Here is a 17393-nt window from a genome sequence, read left to right as displayed (position 1 = left end):
ACGCCGTCCCCGCTCAGTGCTTGAGGATCTTGGACAGGAAGTCCTTGGCCCGCTCGCTCTCGGGGGCCGTGAAGAACTCCTCGGGGGTGCGGTCCTCGACGATGCGGCCGTCCGCCATGAACACCACGCGGTTGGCGGCGGAGCGGGCGAAGCCCATCTCGTGGGTGACGACGACCATCGTCATGCCGTCGCGGGCGAGCTGCTGCATGACCTCCAGCACCTCGTTGATCATCTCGGGGTCGAGGGCGGAGGTGGGCTCGTCGAAGAGGAGCGCCTTGGGGTTCATGGCCAGCGCGCGGGCGATGGCCACGCGCTGCTGCTGGCCGCCGGACAGCTGCGCCGGGTACTTCTCGGCGTGGGCGAGCAGCCCCACCCGCTCCAGCAGCTCCCGCGAGTGCCGGTCGGCCTCGTCCTTGCCGCGCTTGCGGACCTTGACCTGGGCCAGAGAGACATTGGCGAGCACCGTCTTGTGGGCGAAGAGGTTGAACGACTGGAAGACCATGCCGACCTCGGCGCGCAGCCTGGCCAGCTCCCGGCCCTCCTCCGGCAGCGGCCGCCCGTCGAGCAGGATCGTGCCGGACTCCACGGGTTCGAGCCGGTTGATGGCCCGGCACAGCGTGGACTTGCCGGATCCGGAGGGGCCGATGACCACCACCACCTCCCCGCGGCCGACGGTGAGGTTGATGTCCTGCAGCACGTGCAGCGTGCCGTAGTGCTTGTTGACATCCCGCAGTTCGATCAAGGGATCGACGGCCATACCAGCGCCCTACCCACTCTCGGCTGACTCGCAGTCGCCGCAAACTATCCACATCAAAAGGGCACTTCACCGGCGACACGCGTACAGACCGGGATTGGGCCGGATAGGGGGTGCGATGGCGGCCATTTGCCCTAGGTACACAGACCCAGCCTGGGTACCTAGCCTGTGGGTGGCGGACGGGGGGAAGCTCCAGGGGGAAGGGAGCCCGGTGTGGGCGACAGCAGGCCCGTATACCTGCGCATCGCGGACGACCTGCGGCAACGGATCGACGAGGGGGCCCTGGCGGTCGGCGACCGCATCCCCTCCCGCTCCGAACTCAAAAGCGCCTACGAGGCCAGCGACCAGACCGTGGACCGCGCGGTCCGCGTCCTGAAGGCCGCCGGCTACGCCCAGGGCCAGTTCGGCCGGGGCGTCTTCGTCACCGACCGGGCGCCGCTCGGCACGCTGCTGCGCTCCACCGGCGCCGTCGACTCGCCCTTCGCCGCGAAGATCCGCGACTACGGCGGCACGCCCCACCCCACCGCGCCCGCCACCCGCGACACGGCGCTGACCTGGGAGGCGTCCTCCAGCGAGACCCCCGCCCCGGCGTCCGTCGCCGAACGGCTGGGCATCACCGCCGGCGAGCCGGTGCTGTGCACCCAGTACGAATACCTGGCCAACCGCCACCCCGTGCAGCTCGCCACCAGCTGGGAGCCGCTGACCATCACCGAGGGCACCGACGTGGCCCTCCCCGAGCGCGGCCCCTACGCCCGGCGCGGCGTGCGCGGCCGCCTGGCCGCCATCGGCATCCGCGTCGTGCGCGCCCGCGAGCTCGTCGGCTCCCGCCCGGCCACCACCCCCGAGGCCGAGGCGCTCGGCTGCACGGCCGGGCAGTGCGTCACCGTCGTCGAACGCACGCACTTCGACGGCGACGACCGGGCCGTGGAGACCTCCGACATCGTCGTCCGCGCGGACCGCTGGCGGCTGGAGTACACGATCGCGTTCACCAGCTGACGCACCGCCCCGGGGTCAGTTCTCCGCGACCTCCGCGTAGAGCTGGGACAGCTCCGGGGCGCCGTCCGCCGCCCACGCCTGCCCCGCCTCGACCACATCGATCTCCCGGCCGCTGGCCAGCCGCACCACCGGCTGCCCGTCCGGCCAGATCCACCAGCCCGCGCCCGTGACCGTGCGCACGATGACCGTGCCCAGATACAGCCCCGCGTCGTTACCGAGCCAGGGCACCAGTTCCGGGTCCTCCCGCCAGCGCGGCTGCAGCTGGTCCAGCGCCTCCAGGGACGACGGCGAGTCATCGAGTGCGACCCCTGCCGACTGTGCGTGCGCACGCAGCAGTTCGCACTCCGACAACAGCTCGGCCAGACCCTCCGGTCCCCGGTCGGCCGCCTCGGGCAGCGCCACCCCGTGCGCAGGACCGTGCCGCTTGCGCCAGCTGTCCAAGAAGGGAATGTTCATACTGGACAGGATCTCACTCATACGGATGGCCCCACCACAGGCGCGCTGCGCCCGACGTGGCCGGTCGGCCTCCTTGACGTTCCCCTGGCGTCTCCCTAGCTTCATCCCGCCACGTGCAGAGCGGGGAACGCTGGGAGGCATGACACGCATGCTCCGGACATCGAAGCTCACAGTGCCCGTCGCGGGACGGCACAGACCGACGGCCCTCGCCCGGGCCCTGGCCGCGGGCGCCGTCGCCACGGGGGCCGTCTGCGCCCTCGTCCTCGCCGGCGTCCCGGCCCACGCCGACACCGCACCCGCCGCAGAGCCGCTCCCCCTGGAGCGGCTCTTCGACAACCGGGCGGTCAGCGACGACGCCCGCCCCGAGGAGGCCGACTTCGACGGCCAGGGCGGCTCCTTCTCCGCCCAGGACCTGACGGCCGCCGGCTGGACCCCCGGCCGCCTCCTGCCCATCGACGGCGCCCCGCTGCGCTGGCCCGACTCCCGGCCCGGCCGGCCCGACAACGTCCGGGCCGACGGCCAGGCCGTGCGGCTGGGCGGACGCGGGGACGCCCTCTCCTTCCTGGTGGCCGGCAGCTCCCCGGGACCCGCGGCCGACGTCGCCGGCGGCACCGGCTACGTCCGCTACCGCGACGGCTCGCGGACCCGTTACCACCTGCGGGCGCCCGACTGGCGCCACGGCCCGCTCACCACCAAGGCCGTGGGCCTGCCCCACCGCAACACCGGCGGCGGCCAGCGCACCGAGACCACCCGCCTGTACGTGGTGACGGTGCCACTGGCCCGGGGCCGGGAGCTGTCCTCCGTCGTGCTGCCCGAACGCCAGGGGTACGCCGGTGAACTGCACGTCTTCTCCCTCGCCGTGCGGCCTCCCTCGAACGGGTGGACCGGCAGCTGGGGGACGTCCACCTCCGGGTACGCCGCCGTGGGCCCGTGGACCGACCGGACACTGCGGCTGATCGTGCACAGCAGCGCGGGCGGACCGCGCACCCGCATCCGGCTGGAGAACACCTTCGCCCAGCGCACGGTCCGCATCGGGCACGCCACCGTCGCGGTCCAGGGCAGCGGCGCGGCGACGGCCGGCCGGCCCGTGCCGCTGGCCTTCGGCGGCCGCGCCGGCGCCGAGATCCCCGCCGGCGCCCAGCAGTTCAGCGACCCGGTGGGCTTCCGGGTGCCGCCCGACACCAACCTGCTGGTCAGCATCCATCTGCCGCAGACGGTACGGGCCCTGCCCGTGCACAGCTACAGCAACCAGGTCTCCTACCTGAGCGCCGACGGCGCCGGCGACCGCACCGGCGACCGGGGCTCGGCCGCGTTCGGCGAGAAGCTGGAGGGCTGGCCGCTGCTGACCGGCGTGGACGTCGCCGGCGGGTCCGGCTCGGTCGTCGCCCTCGGCGACTCCATCACCGACGGCGAGCGCGCCACGCCGGGGGCGAACGGACGCTGGCCCGACCTGCTGTCCCGGCGGCTGCTCGGCCAGCACACGGTGCCCCGCCTCGGCGTCCTCAACCACGGCATCTCCGGCAACCGCGTGGTGACCGACCGCTATCCGGGCGCCGGGACCAGCACCATCAAGAGCGGGGTCAGCGCCGAGCACCGGCTGGAGCGCGACGTCCTGGCCCAGACCTCCGCCCGTACCGTCGTCTTCTTCGAGGGCGTCAACGACATCCGCGCCGGCACCACGGCGGACGAGGTCATCGGCGCCCTGAAGAGGATGGCGGCACTCGCCCACGAGCGGGGCATGCGCGTCGCGGCCGCCACCATCGCACCGTGCGGCGGCTTCTTCGACTGCACGGCGGAGGCCGAGGCCCAGCGCGTCGCGATCAACCGCCACATCCGGACGGCCACGGGCGTCTACGACGCGGTCTTCGACTTCGACGCCGCCATCCGCGACCCCCGCCACCCCGACCGCATGCTGCCGCGCTTCGACGGCGGCGACCACCTGCACCCCAACGACGCGGGCATGAAGGCGTTCAGCGACGCCATCGACCTGCGGAAGCTGATCTGAGCCCGTCGTTCCCCGCCTCCGTCCCCCGGGGGACGGGGCTACGGCACCCGCGCCGTCCATTCAGCCGAGGCGAACTTCGTCGCTGCCAGTTCCTCGGCCCGCGCCAGCTCCTCGGCGGTGACCGAGCCCCGGGCCAGGCCGTAGCGGCCCCGGAAGGACTCGATCATCTTCTCGATGACGGCCGAACGCGGCAGGCCGGTCTGGCGGCGCAGCGGGTCGACGCGCTTCTTCGCGCTCGTGGTGCCCTTGTCGGACAGCTTCTCCTTGCCGATGCGCAGCACGTCGAGCATCTTGTCCGCGTCGATGTCGTACGCCATCGTCACGTGGTGCAGCACGGCGCCGTCGCCGGTGACCATGCGCTTCTGCGCCGCCCCCGCGATCTTGCCGGCGTCCGTGGCGATGTCGTTCAGCGGCTGGTACCAGGCCTTGACGCCCATCCCCTCCAGCGCGCCCAGCACCCAGTCGTCCAGGTAGGCGTAGCTGTCGGCGAAGGACAGCCCCTGCACCAGGGCGTCCGGGACGCACAGGGAGTACGTGATGGTGTTGCCGGGCTCGATGAAGGTCGTAGCGACAGTACACTACGACGATCATCGAGCCCGGGTCAGCGGAGGCTCGGAGCGGGCCTAGACACCCACTCACCTGCGGAAACGTCACCGATCCGCTCTTCGTCCTCGTTGCTGAGGGCCTGGAGAACGGCCATCGAGGCAGGGCCTCCGTCCTCCGCGAGGAGCCGCACCACGTGCTCGAACTCCTTCGGAGTGAACCTCACCGCGAGTTCCGAGGCGGCACCCTCGCAGGGGGCCTGGGCAGCTTCTGCGGCTCGCCAGGCCGCAACGTTCGCGAGGGTATTCGCTAAGAAGCGAGTCGCGTTGTCCGGACGCTCGATCGGCGTGGGGGGAGGGCGATCCCCCACGCGCCGGTATTCACCCAATTCCATGATCGAGACCTTAATGGCCAAGATCAGGATTGGCTGTGACCTATGGAACCCGGGCGGTCCACTCCTGAGAGCTGAACTTGGTCTTCGCCAGTTCTTGCGCACGGCTCAGCTCCTGCTCGGTCACCTCGCCAACCGAGCAGCCGTAACGGTTCCGGAAGGATGCGATCATGCGATCAATGACATCGGCACGCGGAAGACCGGTCTGCCGGCGGAGCGGGTCGACCCGCTTCTTGGCGCTCTTGGTGCCCTTGTCGGACAGCTTCTCTTTGCCGATGCGCAGCACGTCGAGCATCTTGTCGGCGTCCATGTCGTAGGCCATGGTCACGTGGTGCAGTACCGCACCGTTCTCGCCGACCATTCGTTTTTGCGCGGCTCCGGCGATCTTCCCGGCGTCGGTGGCGATGTCGTTCAGCGGCTGGTACCAGGCTTTGATGCCCATGTCCCCGAGGGCGGCCAGCACCCAGTCATCGAGATAGGCGTAGCTGTCCGCGAACGACAGTCCTTGGACGAGGGAGTCCGGTACGTAGAGCGAGTAGGTGATCGTACTCAGGGGCTCTACAAACATAGCTCCCCCTCCACTGATACGCCGGACGACCGTCATGCCATGGCGCTCCGCGGACTCCATGTCCACTTCGTTGCGCAGCGACTGGAAGCTACCGATGATCACGGCTGGCGATTCCCATTCCCAGACCCGCAGCGTCGGCGCCCGGCGGCCGGCGGCGACCTCCGCAGTAAGGACCTCGTCGAGTGCCATGTGCAGGGCGGGGGACTGGGGCCCGGTGTGGATGAGCTGCCAGTCGTAGTCGTGCCAGTCGGTGGCGTTCGCGAGCGCCCGGCGCACGGCGACGCCCACGGCCTCGGAGGTGAGGCCGAACATGACCGTGCCCTCGGGCAGCGCCGCATCGATGCGGGCGGCGAGCTCCGGAGCCGGCAGGTCGGCGTTGGCCCCCTCGAGCGCCCGGTTGATGTCGAACAGCGCCTCGTCCGGTTCGAGGAAGAAGTCCCCCGCCACCCGCACGTCGCGGAGCGCTCCGTCCACCACGTCCAAGTCCACGACGACCAGCTTGCCGCCCGGCACCTTGTACTCCCCGTGCACTGTGCACCCTCCCGAAACTGGCCTCTGGGCCGGTCCCAGTGGCGGATACAGCCACCGTACGTGTTGGGGTGACGCGCCACCGGCCGTAGGTGGTCAGGGCGTGCCGGCACCCCTTGGCCACCGGCCTAGCCAGAAGGCGGCAGTGGAGGGCTGTTCTCCGCCCAGGGTGGAGCCGTCATGGGGCAGCAGCTCGGTGGGAGCGAGGTAGCCGTCCCCGGGCTCCAGGCGGACGCGCAGGCATTGCAGCGGCCGCCCCTGGGTGACGTATCGCCTCACGTCGTCCGTGTGCGGGTAGCGGTGTTCCGGGTCGGGGCGAACGAGTCGGTAGATCTCTTCGATGTCCCGGTCTCCGAGGAGGAAGTAGCGGATGCCGGGGCCTAGGTTCAGGCAGAGCCGGCGGCGGCCGTCGCCACGGACGCCGTAGGGGAGGCGGTCCCAGTTATCGACGTGGAGGCCGAGGCGTCGTCCGGTGGTGGGGTCTTCAGTCGTGGTGCACGCCTCTCCGGGATTCGTGACACAGCCCAGGAAATCGGCAGGCCAGCGGTCAGCGAACGGATAGAGGTCGGCGGCGGTGGTGTGGAGGTCCGGTGCCTCTTCCGTTCGCATGACCGGCAGGGGCTGGCGTACCAATTCGATCAGCGTGCCGTCGGGGGTGCCGGGCTCAGCCTCGAACCACCGGGCTTCCCGCGGGTTCAGTGGCCGCCAGTCACCGGCGGGCACGACCGCCCCTTCGTCGTAGTCCGTCTCGCCGTGGCTCAGCCGGACGGACCCGATCTCGCACCGCTCCCGGAGGCTTCCGCCCTGGCCGAACAGCAAGCTCACTGCCATATTTGTCCCTCTCGTCCTAGGCGGGGGTCATTCGTCGTCGAGGTCTTCGCCGTAGGTGACCTCCAGCTCGGCCGCCAGCGCATCGGCCAGTTGGGCGACCTGGGCACGGTCGATGAGTACTTTCTTGAGCGCGGCCGTTCCCCGCAGCGCGCTCAGGTCATTGCCCCGAAGGTCGCAGTCGCGGTACTGGCCGCCCTCGAACTCGGCGAGCCGCAGGTCACACGCTTCGAAGGCCACCGAGCCGAGGTCGCAGGCCCGGACGCTCATCTCCCGCAGGGTGCACTTCGAGAAGATCACCGGGCCAGTGGCGCGGACTCGGTCGAGAGTGGCGTAGTCGAACTTGCAGTTCTCGAAGAGCACGTTGTCCAGGGCCACGTCTTCCAGGAGCGCCCCCATGAGCTTGCAGTTGCTGAACGTGACGCGGGAGAGCCTGCTGTCCGACCATTTCAGCGAGGAGAGGTCACAGTCTGAGAAGTGCACTGAATCAGCACGCACCTCGTGGAACCGGGCGCGCTGGGTCCTCACGCGCTGGATTCGGCCGTCCAGCAGGTGGGTGCCGGCGAGGTCCATGTCCCGGAGATCCTTGTCGGTGTACTGGAACTCTGCGACTCTGCCCCGGCCGCTTTCGAGTGACTGGATGCTCGACAGGTACAGACCCGGCTCGTCCAGGGCGGGCAGGGTCACGCTCACACGGCGTACCTTGCGCGGTTCCATGCGCTCTTCCTTCACGATGTCAGCCGGTGGCACGCCAGCGTCCGCGCAGGCGTGCCACCGGGAGGAGCGGTCTACTTCTTCTTGTTCCAGTTGTCCCAGGTCGGCTGGTTGTTGAAGGTCACCGGCGGCTCTTTTGCCCAGTTGTCCCAGGTAGGGCGGTTGTCGAACTTGGCATGGATCTGCCCGTTCTGCGGCCGGCCGAACGCGGCGACCAGCTCACGCACCACGGGTGCGTCGGTGGCCGTGAGCTGCTCCAGTAAGGTCATGCCATTTGCTCCTTCTTCGCAGTGGTGGACAGGGCCATTACCAGGGCTTGCCGGGAAACACGGCAGTAGTTCGTTTCGGTGCTCGACAGGCGGCCGTTCTCGAAGTAGCGGTTTCCAGCCTGGGCGCCCCGGCAGAAGTCGAAGAACTCGCACTCGGCCTGGCAACGCTCCAGGCCGGTCAAGAACTCGCGGATGTAGCGCAGGCGGGGAGCTTCCCTCAGCATCTGCGCGATGGTCTTCTCCCGTACGTTCCCGGCGAGGAAGTCGCCGTAAGCGGCATCGCTGGTGTCCGCCAGTTCCGGCGATAACAACACGACGTCACCGTTCCAGGTCACGGTGGGGATGGGGTCGAGGAGGCGGTTGTCCCAGTCGCTCTTCTGCCCGCTGCGGACAAGGCTGAGGTATTCGGAGATCCGCTCCAGTTCGCGTATCGCCGGGCCGCTGTTCTCGCGTGACCACGACAGGACCCGCCGCCAGAACTCCTCGGCCTGATCGCGGCTGGGCGGGCGGCGCTCGATGTTGACGCCTTCGGTCTCCTCGATGTTGAAGCCCACCGAGTGGCAGCCCAGCGTGGCGACGAAGTCCAGCAGCTCTTCCGGTTGATCGATACCCTCCCGCCCCACCACCGCGATCACCGAGAACGGGATATTGCGTTCCCGTAGGAGATCAACACCCCGCATGATCCGTTTGAAGGCAGGCCGTCCCCGGAGGTCTACACGCTGGGTGTTCAGGGCAGCCGGCCCATCGATGCTCACGCCCACCCGGAACTCGAACTCCTCCAGCAGATCGCACCAGCCAGGCGCAATCAGGGTGGCGTTGGTCTGGACGTAGTGATGCATCCGGCCGTCCAGACGCAGGCCCTCGAACGGAGCGAGCAGAGCGGAGAACTTCTCCGTCCCCACCGTCAGAGGCTCCCCGCCGTGCCAGACGAGACCTATCGGATGGCTGGCGTCGGCAAGGCCGGCAAGGGACTCCGCCACGGCTGCGGCGGTCGCGGGCAACATGTTGTTCTTCAAGCCCTTGTCCCGCAAGTAGCAGTAGAAGCAGCCCATGTTGCAGAAGCTCGTGGGCTGGACCACGACGGTCTGTGGCTTCCGCGCGAACCAATGGCCGTACCGGTGGTGCGGCCGGCTACCGCAGCGTTGTGTCATAGAACCCCTCCTCTTCCGCGACCGCACCGTCACTGTGGACTGCCGGCCGCCTCCGTCAGGAATCCAAGTCCGTTCCTCTTCAGGGCGCCGTGGCCCCTGCCCGTCCCACCGGGACGGGCAGGGGCCACGGGGGCTTGCGGATGACCGTCACGCCGTGCTCGTCGCACCGGTACACACCCGCGTGGAACGGTTTGAGACTGTGCCCGCCATGCGGGCACAGCATGGTTTCAGGACCGCCCCGGGGCCGGTACCGGCTCACCACTGGACCGTCCGGTGCATGCTCGACCAGTGGGCTGCCCGATGCCGAGCGGTCCGTGTCTCAGCCGCTGCGTCACCGCTCCTGATGGCCTTGGCGAGGTCGGCGTCCAGTAGGCGGCAGGTGCGGCAGGATGGTCCTGGCGTGCCGGCCGGGGCGACGTACTTGCAGCCCGGCCCGGAGCCGTGGGGTGCGGTCACCACGTATCGATAAGCCACGGCCAGGTCCGGGCGTTCTGCCTTGACGTTCACCGCTGGCCTCCCTCGACGGGCTGGACGTAAGCCATGGAACGGCAGTAAGTCCAAAACGCGGTGTGGTCGGGAAAGCGGCCGGTATGACGCATGCACGCCAGGTGCATGGCCTCATCGTCATCCCGCTGCACGGTCCAATCACACTTCAGGCACTGGGCGCCATAAGTGATGGTGTCGGCGTGAACGACGATGCGGTGCAGGACGAAGCGCCAGATGGCTCGGAGGCCGCGGGCCCCCTTGATGGTCTCCTGGGTGCTCACCAGGGCGGTGGTGCTCATGGTGCACTCGCTTCCCGCCGGGCCGGGCGGGCTGGCTGGCGCGACCAATAAGACGTCGGCACTTCGATGACACCACTCTGCCGAACCACGAAGGCCCGGCGGGTGCAGTGATCCTCGGTCGAGGTGCGGGGGGTCCGCTGAGGCCCGCGTTTCCCTTGGGCGGGATCGCTCACCGCATGCCCGCCCCGTTCCGCCCCGGATGGTCGTAAGGGTCCTGCCGGGCCACGTCGACCGGGGCGTTCACCGTCTTGGGCGGGAGGTCCTTGAAAATCAGCACCCGGCCGTGCTCCTGGCGGCGCATGTCCATCACCCTCCGCCACGCACCGTTGAGGAGAACCCAGTCGCCCTCCCTGACTCGATCCGGCGGAACACGGACCTTCTTCATCCCGCAGGGGACTGGAATCTCCGTTGTCACCGGCTGGCGCCTCCTCTTCGCATCTCTTGATCTCGCCAATCGCAACACGCCACTCGATCCCGCCCCTGGGCGGGAGAAGCCAGACGCAGTTGGATGGCGAGTCACGGCCGAAGCGGACGGGGTCACCGATTCCGTGGACGATCCCAACCCGGCCCTCTTTGTCGAGAACCCGCACGCCCAACTTGACCCAGTCAGGTAGCGCGGGCTGGTTGGTCGGCAGCGTCGTCATGCGCTCGAACGTAGGAGGGTGAGGCGGCCAGCCTCAACGATCTTCTACAGAATTGCACGCGGGTTGCTAGAGGGCATCAATCGCGCCTGTGATCAGGTTGCGTGCATGCCGACCGTACACGGCCAGCTCACTGAGTTCTGCGAACGCCTGTGCATACTGCTCGATCTCACCAGGGGCGCGAATGTTGACGGCGGCTGTCAGCAGCTCCACCTGCACCTGCTCCTGATCAAAGATCATGAACGTCTCAAGGGTCCACATGGTGCGCGGGGCCGAGAAGGGGATCACGCCGAGGGATACGGAAGGGAGCGACATGACCGTCAGCAGGTAACCCAGTTGACCTGCCATCGTCTCGGCGTCACCGATCCGGTAGCGAAGAGTGGACTCCTCCACGAGGAGCGCGAAGCGGTGTTCTCCTCTGTGGATCACCCTGGACCGTGCGACGCGGGCAGCGGCTGCTTCGGCCGAGTCGTCGGGGGTTCCTTGCGCCCTGCTGATCAGAGCGAACAGGGCTGTGGCGTAGGCCTCGGTTTGGAGTAGTCCGGGGATGACGTTGGAGCAGTAGACGCGGAACTGTTGGGTGCTCTCGTAGAGCGGAACGCGCGACTCTTGCAGCCTGCGGCTCCCGGTTCGCTGGAGCCTCTTCCACTGCACGTACATGGAGTCGGCGGAGCGGTTCGCCGCAATGAGATCGTCTGCTTGATCGTCCGCACCACAAACCCGGCACCAGGTCCTGACGTCGTCGTCCGACGGTGGGGTTCTGGCGTTTTCGATGCGCGACGATTTGGAAGCGTGCCAGCCAGCGCGCGCAGCCAGCTCATGCCCTGTAAGCCCCGCGTCCTTCCTGATGTCACGGAGGCGGCCGGCGACGGCCTCGCGTGCCGCTTGGGCGCTGGAGGAGGGGGAGATGGGCATGGGCTGGCTGTCGGACGCGCGGCTCAGATCTGGTACTGCTCGTGGGGGATCCCGCGGTCCCAGACAGCTTCGAACGCTGTAGCGCACAGCTTGATGACGTCCGGATCCTGAGAGACCTGGGGTTCAGTGTCCACACCGTCGCCGCTGAAGTGGTTGAACCTCACGATCCGATCATCGATCAGCCAAAAGTCGACTCCAGGGAGAGCAAGGTCGAAGGTCTGGCGACGAGGTAGCCACCGCACCAGTTCGCCAGCAGCGACGTTGGTGAACGTGCCACTGTGCTCGTACCGGATGTAGTCCGTCACCGGCTCGGAGACGACCCGAGCACGTCGCATGACCACGCCTCGCCGGACCGTCTCTTGGACCAGGTCGAGCCAGGGACGCCACCACGATGCGCGATCCTCGACCTTCAGCCGGTGCCCGGCCTTCCACGCCTCGAACGCTTCCTGCTCTTGTTCGACGGCGTACAGGTCGCGCATCTCAAGGTGAATCGCCGAGCGCTTCGCCGAGGTCAGCAGCTCCGAGAAGCTGGGCACGTCGTTCTGCGTCATCACACGCCTTCCTGATGATCGACACCATCCGTACCGGTACCCGGACTATGCCTTCATGGTCGGGAAGAGGGCTGTGCGCCTGGCACTCCTCTTCGGTCTCCTCGTCCGGCTTCCATCCCTGAAACAGCAGGTCAGCGTTCGCCTTATCCACCCAGACGGCTGGGCAGTTGCCATCGTTGGTACTGGGGTCAATGCCGATGAACTCTAGTGCCACTGTGACCTCCACACCGAGGGCGTTGCACTGTCGTGCATGACAATCGTCAATCCATGCAAGAGGTGTCAAGTGGGCCGCACATTCATGCTAGTTGCACTCGCTTGTTGCACTGTTGAGCAGCAATGACGAAACGCCCCCGCGCCGGCCGTGTGGCCGATGCGGGGGTGTGATCTCACTGGGCGGGGGTCGCCTGCCAGATGGAGAGAGCCAACGTCACGAGGCTGATGATCGCTGCGAGGCTGGCGAGGGGCCAGCGGTTGCGTTCGAGGGCATCGAGTCGTTTGTCGTGGTCGGCTAGCTGCCGGTCGCTCTGGTCGCTGCGTTGGACTAGCAGGGCGAGGGCACCGTCGACGCGGGCGAAACCCGCCTCCATGGTTCCCCGGAGCCGCTCGAGTTCCAGCGCGACGGCTGCCGCGTCGGCCGGGGCGGGATTGGTCACGCACTGCCCTCGTGATCATCAGTGGGGAGGGACGCCCGCGGGTGGGTGCGGAGCCAGGCTGGCATGAGGGCCTGCACGCTGGGGATGGTCATGATCCGAGTCAGGCCGGCGGCGACGGCGAGCGCGCCGGCCACCCATGGGAGGGTGGCGGGGATGCCCGAGGCGTCGAGGATGACGGGCAGGAGTGCGGCCAGCGAGACGGCGGTCTGCACGGTGGTGCGGATGGTGCGCCGGGCGGCGTCGGTCAAGAGGGTTCGCCTTTCGTTGAACGGCGTCAGGTGTCGGTAGCGGGTGCCGTGACGGTGGCCGTGCTCACTTGCCGGTGACCTGCGGGACCTTCAGTGCGGCCCACTGCTTCGGGCCGAACCAGCCGTCGCAGTATTCGGGCGAGTTGCCCAACTTCTTCTGCCAGCGGCGGACCGATTCGCGGTCGGCGTCGGTCCACTGGGGGCCGGGCCCTTGCTCGTAGGCGCCGCAGCCCTCTTCGACCAGGCGGCGGCCCATGGCGGTGATGATCGGGCTGTTCGGCGCGCTCTTGAAGAAGGCTTCGCCCGGGAATGGCTCGAACCCCGTGCCGGTGTCGCCACCGCTCCCGCTGCTGCTGGCCGCGGACCGGGCGGTGGGGATGTCGCGTTCGTCGGCCTGGTTGGCGAAGAAGACGACGCCCTTCTGTCCCTTGCGGGCGGGGTCGGCGAGGACGACGCCTTCGGGGTAGGCGGGTATGCCGTAGCCGTAAATGCGGTCGCTCTTGCGGGGGCGGGTTCGCAGATAGACCCCGTCGCCCTCCGACGACCCGTTGTCGTTGGTGTTGCCTTCCACGGTCGTGATCGTGTCGTCCGTGTAGGCCACGCAGATGCCGACGTGTTCACCGCCGCCGTCGCCGTAGTAGACGACGCCACCCACCACGGGGTAGTCGCTCCAACGGCCTCGCTGCTTGAACCAGTCGACACCGGTGGCGCAGGAGGCGGTGACGGGGGCGAGGGACTTCATGCCGGCGGTCTGGAAGGCCCAGCTCACGAAGACGTGGCACCACGCCTGGCCCTGGGCCCATTCGAGGCCGGGCACCTCGGGTGCGTACTTTTCCTGGTTGTTCCAGTGGCCATCGGATCGGCCCTCGTGGTAGCCGACTTCCCGGCGGGCGATGCTGATCACGTTACGTGCGACGGGCATGGAGTCCTTGTCTGTTGGTTCTTTATCGGAGCCTGAATCAGGCGGTGGTTTGCCGCTGTTGGCGGCCTCCTCGGCTGCCTTACGGGCTGCTTCCTGCGCCCATCGCGACGCTTCCTGCACCGCCTTGGACGCCGCCTCGTAGGCGGCCTTGGAGATCTCGTCCCAGCCGCCGTTGCGGGGTGGCGGGGGGCTTGTGTCCACCGCGAATTTGATGGCGTCCAGATAGATCCACTTCACGGGGGACAGGACCATGGCCTGTAGCTGGCCCGGGTAGGGATCGCTGTTCGACGTGACGTCGACCCGGATGCTGTTGTTCGTGTTGTCGTTGCGGGAGGTCGCGCATATGAACGAGCGCATGTAGTGGGGCTGGGCGGCCGGCGGGAGGGTGGCCAGGAGCCAGGAGTCCGCGGGGTTGAAGTCGCGGCCGTCCTTGCGCTCGACGCTGCCGGACAGCTCGACGCTCCCGTTCACGATGCGCCAGCTCGGGGAGCCGCCGTGAGCCTTGACGTCATGGGGCAGCGGCAGCGGGTTCCACGGGCCCGGGGACAGCGGCACCCACGCGGACTCGGTACGAAGTTCCAGGCGCTGTTCGTCCTGGAGGTAGGCGATCTTGCCGGGTACCGGCATATCGGGGGCCACCTCGCGCGCCCCCGCATTCGCGTACACCGCCTGCGTCAGCGCGAACACGCGCTCGTCAACAACGTCGGACGTCTTGATGGCTCCGGCCTGCGGGGCGACGGTGATGCGCGCAAGGGGTACGTCCACGATGCCGTCCTGGCCCTGGGAGAGGGTCGGCGGCAGGGGCTTGGCGCCGGGTGTGCCGGTCAGGTAGGCGATCTGGATGCGCTGGGCGGTGCGGTCCAGGCGGACGGTGATCCGGTCGATCCGTGGGGCGGTCCCGGTGTTCGGTCCCACCACGACGTTCTGTGTGGCGTCGGCGTGGTAGTGGTGGCCCTGCACGGTGGCGTGGCCGGGGGCGAGGGTGAGGGTCATGTCCTGCCCGGTGACCGATGCGCCCAGGGGGTCCGGCTCGCCGGCGCGGGGGGCGCGGACGCCGTCGGTCTGCCACATCGACGTCATGTGCGACCACTGGGCGGACGTGACCGTGGTCCCAGGGCCGGAGTCGAAGGGATAGAAGTACTCGGGCAAGCCGAAGCCTCCGGAAGGGGGTCAGTGTCGGGTGTTGAGCTGGTGGACTGCCTGCCACAGGCGCCGTACCTGCCCGTACAGGGCGGGGGTCTTCGTCGCGCTGGCGGTGCCCACGGTGGCCTGCACGGTGGAGGTGTCGGCGGTGTCGGTGATGTGGACCTCCCGCACCGGATAGGCGAGGTCCGTGCCGCCGACGGTGGTGACGGTCACGGTGTCGCCGACGCGGTAGTGGAGGCCGTAGGTCATCTGCGGTGTGTCGATGGGCGACAGAGACAACTCCGCCTGCTGGCCGCCCTGCTCCAGCGCGCGGCTGGCGGCCTCGGCGAGCGCCGCGAACTGCGGGTCCGTGGCGTCAAGGCGGGCGGGTACGGGGGTGTCGCGCTGGTCCACGAACGTTTCTGCGCTGCGGGCCCAGTCGCGCTCTGCCTCCGGTGTGGTCCACTGCCAGAAGAAGCGGTCCGCTCCCTTGCCCTGGGCGGCCACGACGGCCCGGGTTGCCTTCGGCGCGGTCAGCTCGTAGGCGTAGGCGGCCAGGTTGCCGAGCTGGGGGGACAGGCGTACTTCGCGGGAGCGGTCCCGCACCGGGGCGACGGTCAGGGCCAGGCGCGGCACGGTGGGGTCGGGGTGGACGATGCGGACCGCCAGGCCGGCGCCGGTGGCGAGGGTCTGTACGGCCGACAGGACGGTGTCGAAGCGCAGCCGCGCCGAGGCGGCCGCCCCGGTCGCGGTGCCGGGCGGTGGGGTGGTGTCGAGGCCGGGGACGCGCCGACCGGGTAGCGCGTGCTCGCCGAGGTTTGTGGCGACCAGTTCGCGGACGATGTCGGCGGCCGGGCCCTGGCGGGTCCAGTAGTCGACGCTGTAGCGGCCGTTGCCCGTGTCGGGGGCGCGGGCGGGGTCGGGGAAGGCGAGGCGTTCGGCCAGGGCGGCGTTGTCGCAGGTGCCGGTGAAGGTGAGGGTGCCGTCGGTGCCGGTGCTGTTCGACCAGTCGTGCCGGACCTTGGCGACCGGCCCGCTCAGCAACGGCTCCCGCCGGCCCTCCGCAGCGTCCACGCCGGTGGAGCCTTCGGGCCAGATGATCACGCCCTGTCCGGTGGTCAGCAGCCGGGCTTGGGGGTGGGCTGCGGGCAGGGTGAGGGACCAGGTGCCGACGTCGAGGTGTCGCACGATGACGTCGAGGTTGGTGTAGGCGTCGATCTGGCCGATCCGCCGGAGGGCGGTGTCACGGACATCGACGCGGTAGCGCCGCACGGGGTCAGGCTCCGTAGTGTCTGGGCTGGTAGGACAGGGTCACGGCGGACCGGTCGTCCGCCCCGGCGGCGGTGACGACGAGCTGGTTGGTGCCGGGCAGCAGGGGCCACAGGGCGGCGGCCCCGCTCACGGACGGCCACAGGTTCTCGCCCTGCCCGCCCTCCGGGGTCTCGCGGTAGACCGTCTTGATCCCGGGGCGGGTGTCGATGACGACGGTGGCGCCGGCCGGGACGGCGTAGTTCAGGGCCAGGGTCTGGCCGGTGGTGGTGTTCGCGATGCGGACGGGCACGGCGGGCTGTCCGGCGTCCTGGGTGCCGAGGGGTCCGGTGATCCGCCAGACCGGCCACACGTCGGTGTCCGACGTGACGTCGATGGGCACCCCGCTCTCCCCGATGACGCTCGCGCCGATCCGAAGCGGGAAGAACTCTGTCTCTCCCCCGTCACCGTCACCGCTGCTTCCGGCGGGGGCGGGGAGGCGGGAGAGGAAGTGGGGGGTGCCGCCGCGCACGCGGAAGGTGGCCGTGCGCAGGGGGCCGTACCAGTACGGATCGGGGGCGACGAGCTGGAGGCCGTAGCGGGCGTAGGCCAGCCCGGCGTTGTCGCTTCCCTCGTCGCCTTCCAGGCCGCCCATGTAGTGGACGCCGATGGTGCGGGCGGATCCGTCGGCCTCGGCAACCCGCAGTATCGCGGGGCCTGCCATGACGGCGGCGATCAGTCGACGGCGAAGCGTCAACAGCTCCGGCCGGGAGCGGGCCCACAGCAGCAGGGGCAGGTTGATCCGGCGGGTGGCCGCACGGGTCTTGACGACTTGGCCGCCATCGAGGCCGACGTACTCGGAGACGGTGGCCTGCCACGGCGGGGCGTCCATCCCCGTGGGGCCCGGCAGGATGGCGATGCACGCACCCGCCTGTGACAGGTCAGCCGTCAGCAGGAATTCCGCCCCGCCGGCCGTGGTCAGGGTGACCCGGGGCGGAACGTCCTCGATCGGGCCGCCGGCCGCCCCGTTGTCCCCTTCTCCCGAGAAGGTGACCACGGCCGATGGGGAATTCAGCTCCGCAAGGGCACGCACAATCCAGCC

19 protein-coding genes and 1 pseudogene are annotated in these 17393 nt (G+C 69.2%); 2 read left to right on the top strand and 18 right to left on the bottom strand.

The genetic code is table 11. From position 1 onward, the window contains the following. Positions 1–13: 13 nt before the first annotated feature. Positions 14–757 (bottom strand): amino acid ABC transporter ATP-binding protein, encoded by a 744-nt coding sequence (locus tag ACIGXW_RS17225; protein ID WP_399573753.1) that lies wholly within the window; start codon positions 755–757, stop codon positions 14–16. A gap of 210 nt (positions 758–967) precedes the next feature. On the opposite strand from ACIGXW_RS17225, the gene ACIGXW_RS17220 reads away from it, so the two are divergent. Further along, on the top strand, positions 968–1750 hold the full coding sequence (locus ACIGXW_RS17220) for a GntR family transcriptional regulator (protein WP_399573752.1): 783 nt from the start codon (positions 968–970) through the stop codon (positions 1748–1750). Positions 1751–1765: 15 nt separating this feature from the next. Here the strand turns inward: ACIGXW_RS17220 and ACIGXW_RS17215 are convergent, their stop codons facing one another. Next, a complete protein-coding gene (locus ACIGXW_RS17215) occupies positions 1766–2206 on the bottom strand; it encodes a DUF6278 family protein (protein ID WP_399573751.1) in 441 nt (146 codons plus the stop codon). 148 nt (positions 2207–2354) lie between these two features. On the opposite strand from ACIGXW_RS17215, the gene ACIGXW_RS17210 reads away from it, so the two are divergent. Then, positions 2355–4211, top strand: a complete 1857-nt coding sequence (locus tag ACIGXW_RS17210; protein WP_399574047.1) for an SGNH/GDSL hydrolase family protein — start codon at positions 2355–2357, stop codon at positions 4209–4211. Positions 4212–4249: 38 nt separating this feature from the next. Here the strand turns inward: ACIGXW_RS17210 and ACIGXW_RS17205 are convergent. The 16 genes and pseudogenes from ACIGXW_RS17205 to ACIGXW_RS17130 form a co-directional block, all read right to left on the bottom strand. Further along, positions 4250–4771 (bottom strand): annotated as a pseudogene (locus ACIGXW_RS17205) (biotin/lipoate A/B protein ligase family protein); the annotation flags it as partial. Positions 4772–5188: 417 nt separating this feature from the next. Further along, on the bottom strand, positions 5189–6244 hold the full coding sequence (locus ACIGXW_RS17200; RefSeq protein ID WP_399573750.1) for a biotin/lipoate A/B protein ligase family protein: 1056 nt from the start codon (positions 6242–6244) through the stop codon (positions 5189–5191). A 93-nt stretch (positions 6245–6337) separates the two neighbouring features. Next, entirely contained in the window at positions 6338–7072 is a 735-nt protein-coding gene (locus ACIGXW_RS17195; protein WP_399573749.1) for a hypothetical protein, read from the bottom strand. Between the two features lie 27 nt (positions 7073–7099). Next, positions 7100–7786: a pentapeptide repeat-containing protein gene (locus ACIGXW_RS17190; RefSeq protein ID WP_399573748.1), complete on the bottom strand. Its 687-nt coding sequence runs from the start codon at positions 7784–7786 to the stop codon at positions 7100–7102. A 71-nt stretch (positions 7787–7857) separates the two neighbouring features. Further along, positions 7858–8052: a multiple cyclophane-containing RiPP AmcA gene (gene amcA, locus ACIGXW_RS17185; protein WP_399573747.1), complete on the bottom strand. Its 195-nt coding sequence runs from the start codon at positions 8050–8052 to the stop codon at positions 7858–7860. Continuing rightward, a complete protein-coding gene (gene amcB, locus ACIGXW_RS17180) occupies positions 8049–9203 on the bottom strand; it encodes a cyclophane-forming radical SAM peptide maturase AmcB (protein ID WP_399573746.1) in 1155 nt (384 codons plus the stop codon). The genes amcA and amcB overlap by 4 nt, the downstream gene beginning before the upstream one ends. 503 nt (positions 9204–9706) lie before the next feature. Then, positions 9707–9988 carry a hypothetical protein gene (locus ACIGXW_RS17175; RefSeq protein WP_399573745.1) on the bottom strand — a complete coding sequence of 94 codons (282 nt, stop codon included), beginning with the start codon at positions 9986–9988 and terminating at the stop codon, positions 9707–9709. A 169-nt stretch (positions 9989–10157) separates the two neighbouring features. Then, positions 10158–10289: a hypothetical protein gene (locus ACIGXW_RS17170; RefSeq protein ID WP_399573744.1), complete on the bottom strand. Its 132-nt coding sequence runs from the start codon at positions 10287–10289 to the stop codon at positions 10158–10160. A gap of 409 nt (positions 10290–10698) precedes the next feature. Then, positions 10699–11544, bottom strand: a complete 846-nt coding sequence (locus tag ACIGXW_RS17165; RefSeq protein WP_399573743.1) for a helix-turn-helix domain-containing protein — start codon at positions 11542–11544, stop codon at positions 10699–10701. Positions 11545–11567: 23 nt separating this feature from the next. Next, a complete protein-coding gene (locus tag ACIGXW_RS17160) occupies positions 11568–12095 on the bottom strand; it encodes a DUF6879 family protein (protein WP_399573742.1) in 528 nt (175 codons plus the stop codon). Beyond that, complete coding sequence (locus ACIGXW_RS17155; protein WP_399573741.1) at positions 12025–12309, bottom strand: hypothetical protein; 285 nt, start codon at positions 12307–12309, stop codon at positions 12025–12027. The genes ACIGXW_RS17160 and ACIGXW_RS17155 overlap by 71 nt, the downstream gene beginning before the upstream one ends. 172 nt (positions 12310–12481) lie before the next feature. Continuing rightward, a complete protein-coding gene (locus tag ACIGXW_RS17150) occupies positions 12482–12748 on the bottom strand; it encodes a hypothetical protein (protein WP_399573740.1) in 267 nt (88 codons plus the stop codon). Continuing rightward, on the bottom strand, positions 12745–12996 hold the full coding sequence (locus ACIGXW_RS17145; RefSeq protein ID WP_399573738.1) for a hypothetical protein: 252 nt from the start codon (positions 12994–12996) through the stop codon (positions 12745–12747). Before ACIGXW_RS17145 ends, ACIGXW_RS17150 begins: the two co-directional genes overlap by 4 nt. A gap of 64 nt (positions 12997–13060) precedes the next feature. Then, positions 13061–15067: a peptidoglycan-binding protein gene (locus ACIGXW_RS17140; protein WP_399573737.1), complete on the bottom strand. Its 2007-nt coding sequence runs from the start codon at positions 15065–15067 to the stop codon at positions 13061–13063. Positions 15068–15088: 21 nt separating this feature from the next. Beyond that, a complete protein-coding gene (locus tag ACIGXW_RS17135; protein WP_399573736.1) occupies positions 15089–16315 on the bottom strand; it encodes a hypothetical protein in 1227 nt (408 codons plus the stop codon). Positions 16316–16319: 4 nt separating this feature from the next. Continuing rightward, positions 16320–17384, bottom strand: a complete 1065-nt coding sequence (locus tag ACIGXW_RS17130) for a phage distal tail protein (RefSeq protein ID WP_399573734.1) — start codon at positions 17382–17384, stop codon at positions 16320–16322. Positions 17385–17393: the final 9 nt, after the last annotated feature.

This window comes from Streptomyces sp. NPDC053079, assembly GCF_044546695.1.
Classification (GTDB): Bacteria; Actinomycetota; Actinomycetes; order Streptomycetales; family Streptomycetaceae; genus Streptomyces.
This window is presented reverse-complemented; position numbering and strand designations above follow the sequence as displayed.

Coding starts and splice junctions, on each gene's coding strand:
- ACIGXW_RS17195 (WP_399573749.1), bottom strand. CDS start 7,072: ATGGCAGTGAGCTTGCTGTTCGGCCAGGGCGGAAGCCTCCGGGAGCGG.
- amcA (WP_399573747.1), bottom strand. CDS start 8,052: ATGACCTTACTGGAGCAGCTCACGGCCACCGACGCACCCGTGGTGCGT.
- ACIGXW_RS17190 (WP_399573748.1), bottom strand. CDS start 7,786: ATGGAACCGCGCAAGGTACGCCGTGTGAGCGTGACCCTGCCCGCCCTG.
- ACIGXW_RS17170 (WP_399573744.1), bottom strand. CDS start 10,289: ATGCGCCGCCAGGAGCACGGCCGGGTGCTGATTTTCAAGGACCTCCCG.
- ACIGXW_RS17175 (WP_399573745.1), bottom strand. CDS start 9,988: ATGAGCACCACCGCCCTGGTGAGCACCCAGGAGACCATCAAGGGGGCC.
- ACIGXW_RS17165 (WP_399573743.1), bottom strand. CDS start 11,544: ATGCCCATCTCCCCCTCCTCCAGCGCCCAAGCGGCACGCGAGGCCGTC.
- amcB (WP_399573746.1), bottom strand. CDS start 9,203: ATGACACAACGCTGCGGTAGCCGGCCGCACCACCGGTACGGCCATTGG.
- ACIGXW_RS17215 (WP_399573751.1), bottom strand. CDS start 2,206: ATGAACATTCCCTTCTTGGACAGCTGGCGCAAGCGGCACGGTCCTGCG.
- ACIGXW_RS17225 (WP_399573753.1), bottom strand. CDS start 757: ATGGCCGTCGATCCCTTGATCGAACTGCGGGATGTCAACAAGCACTAC.
- ACIGXW_RS17210 (WP_399574047.1), top strand. CDS start 2,355: ATGCTCCGGACATCGAAGCTCACAGTGCCCGTCGCGGGACGGCACAGA.
- ACIGXW_RS17160 (WP_399573742.1), bottom strand. CDS start 12,095: ATGACGCAGAACGACGTGCCCAGCTTCTCGGAGCTGCTGACCTCGGCG.